This is a genomic window from Nocardia amikacinitolerans NBRC 108937 (genome assembly GCF_001612615.1).
In the GTDB taxonomy this organism is placed as follows: domain Bacteria; phylum Actinomycetota; class Actinomycetes; order Mycobacteriales; family Mycobacteriaceae; genus Nocardia; species Nocardia amikacinitolerans.
Genome location: NZ_BDAU01000081.1, coordinates 1 through 2,778 on the forward strand (window position 1 = coordinate 1; position 2,778 = coordinate 2,778).

1 protein-coding gene is annotated in these 2,778 nt (G+C 56.6%); it reads left to right on the forward strand.

The window, feature by feature from the left end:
• Positions 1-2,699 (forward strand): type I polyketide synthase (locus NAM01S_RS34585; protein ID WP_157108033.1); only part of this gene is annotated, 2,699 nt, incomplete at its 5' end.
• Positions 2,700-2,778 lie beyond the last annotated feature (79 nt).

Genomic DNA, 2,778 nt, shown 5'->3' on the forward strand with positions numbered 1-2,778 from the left:
GCAGCCTGTTCACTGGCTGCATTTCACCACAGCACCATGCTTGGCTAGCTGACCACAAAGTGTTGGGCCGCCCAACCCTTCCTGCGGCCGCATTCGCTGAGCTTGCCCTGCATCTCGCAACCCACACACGTTGCAACCGCGTTGACGAGCTTATTATAGAAGCACCGCTTATCTTTCCCGAGCACAATGCCATGGAGATCCAAGCGGTACTGAGTGCACCGTCCGAAGCCGACTCATACACGTTCACTATTCGTTCCCGGCCCGATATGGGCGAACAAAAAGCGTGGACGCGTAACGCAACAGGGTGTCTAAGCAGTACGAGCGGTGCTGTCGAATTTTCGGATCAGCTCGCCGTACCTTCTGATGCAGAGATGATCGACATCAACAATCTATACCAGACGCTCAACGATGCGGGGCTCAATTACGGACCCACTTTCGAACGCGTTAGGTCTGCATGGCGTTGCGGTGGGACAATCTATTCTGAGATAGAAATCGACAGTATCGGCCCTGAGGCCGCTCAAGCGGACCACTTTGTGATCCACCCAGGCATACTAGACGCCGCACTTCAGCCGGTTGCTCTCATTACCGCAGCAAGCGAACTCGGAAAGCAAACCTTACGGTTACCATTTATTTGGAACGGGATATCGGTACAAAGCAAAGATTTCCGAGCCGTTCGAGCACTTGTTGCGAGGACGAGCGCGGGAAGTTTCAGCTTGGCACTGGTGAATCCGATTACCAAAGAGTCGGTCGTCAACGTCGAATCAATCGACCTTCGCCCAGTCGATCCCGACATTTTCGGCAAATCCGCGCCACAGACGTCTCTTTATCACGTTGACTGGATGTCTTTGGCAAACACATCCACATCTACCACAAGCAGCTACGCTGTCGTCGGCAACTCTCCTCCGAACACAAAAACGCAAGCATCGGCCAACCTGCCGAGCATTGAGTCCCTACGCCAGGCGCTGGCAGGCAACGTTCCGGAATTAATCGTCACATTCCGAACGTACGCCGAATTGATAGATACGCCCGACGCGGTTCATCATTCGACTGCAGAATTACTTGCGCTCGTCCAGGACTTTTTAGCGGAACCGGAATTTTATCGGAGCAAGCTGGTTATCGTTACACATTCAGCAGTTTCAACGAACCAATCGGACACCGCGTTAGACCTCGTCAACGCACCAGCATGGGGGCTCATCCGCTCTGCCATGTCCGAGAATCCCGGTCGGTTTGCGCTCGTCGACCACGACCATAGTCACGCTTCGTGGCACATTTTTCCGGCAGCGCTTGACGCTACGGTGCACGGTGACGAGCCGCAGCTAGCGTTGCGCAATGGGAATCTGCTGACGCCACGACTTCTCCGTACTAGCCCAAGATTCGACGAACGGATATCTCTGGATTCCAACGGGACGGTCCTGATAACCGGCGGCACCGGCGCGTTGGGTACAGTTGTGGCCCGTCATTTGGTCGCTAATTACAACGCCCGCCACCTGCTGCTAGTCAGCAGGCGCGGAGCAGACGCCCCAAACACTGACCGATTGGTTGAGGATCTCACCGCGCTCGGAGCCCGAGTAACTGTTGTAGCCTGCGATGCCGCCGACCGCGGCGCATTGGCCGATATCCTCCGTACTATACCCATAGAGCACCCCCTGACGGCGGTGGTGCACACTGCAGGCGTGATTGACGACGCTACCATTCCGACGCTTGGCCGCCAGCAGCTCGTCAATGCGCTTCGTCCGAAGATCGATGCTGCCTGGAACCTCCACGAGCTCACCGCAAGTATGGACCTGTCCGCATTCGTCGTTTACTCATCCGCAGCGGCGACACTTGGCACTCCTGGCCAGGCAAATTACGCCGCCGCCAACGCCTTCCTTGATGGCCTTGCGCATTATCGTCGCAGTCTGGGGCTGCCTGCTTTGTCAGTTGCGTGGGGACTGTGGGAAGGTACCGAGGGAATGGGCAGCGAACTAAATGAGGCTGACCGAGCTCGCCTTGAGCGTCTCGGCATAGGCTCAATGTCCGCTGATCATGCGCTGCTTCTGTTGGATATTGCATTGAGAAATAGCCGCCCTGCCCTGTTGCCGGTTGAATTGGATACTGGCAGACTGCGTACAGTCGGATTTGTACCGCCACTGCTACGCGCGTTGGCACGTCGAGACTATCACCGGGGCACTGCCGTATCAACCAGCAGCTCGGATCAACTGAGAGCGAAGCTGAATACTCTTGCCGAGCCCGATCGTTTTAGATTTATCTTGGAAACAGTACGTAGCCACATCGCCACATCACTGGGGTTCCTTTCCTCTCACGCAGTCGATGTTGACCGCGGGCTAATGGATATGGGACTGGATTCCCTGACTGCGCTGGAGCTGCGTAACAGCCTCCACAACGCGACAGGCTTGAGAATACCGAATACATTCGCCTTCGATCATCCGACGGCATTGGCGATGTCTCGCTGGGTTCTCAACGCACTGTCGGACCGCATCGAAGGCAGTGACAACGGACAAGAAAGAGTTATCAGAGATGCGTTAGCGCATATACCACTGACACGCCTGCGTGAGGCCGGATTACTGGCCCCCCTCCTGAGGTTGGCCGAGCATCCCGACGTGCCGCCCGCCGAGACAGCTGCGGCTGACGACTTAGCGAGCGCAGACGTGGAGGAACTTGTACGCCTCGCATTGTCGCAACCGCCTGAGCATAGCTGACTCTGCACAAACAGGAGCATGGACGGACCCGGTTGTACACAAACGCTGCCTTTGCCACGCGACGGCTTTGACGGTCCTG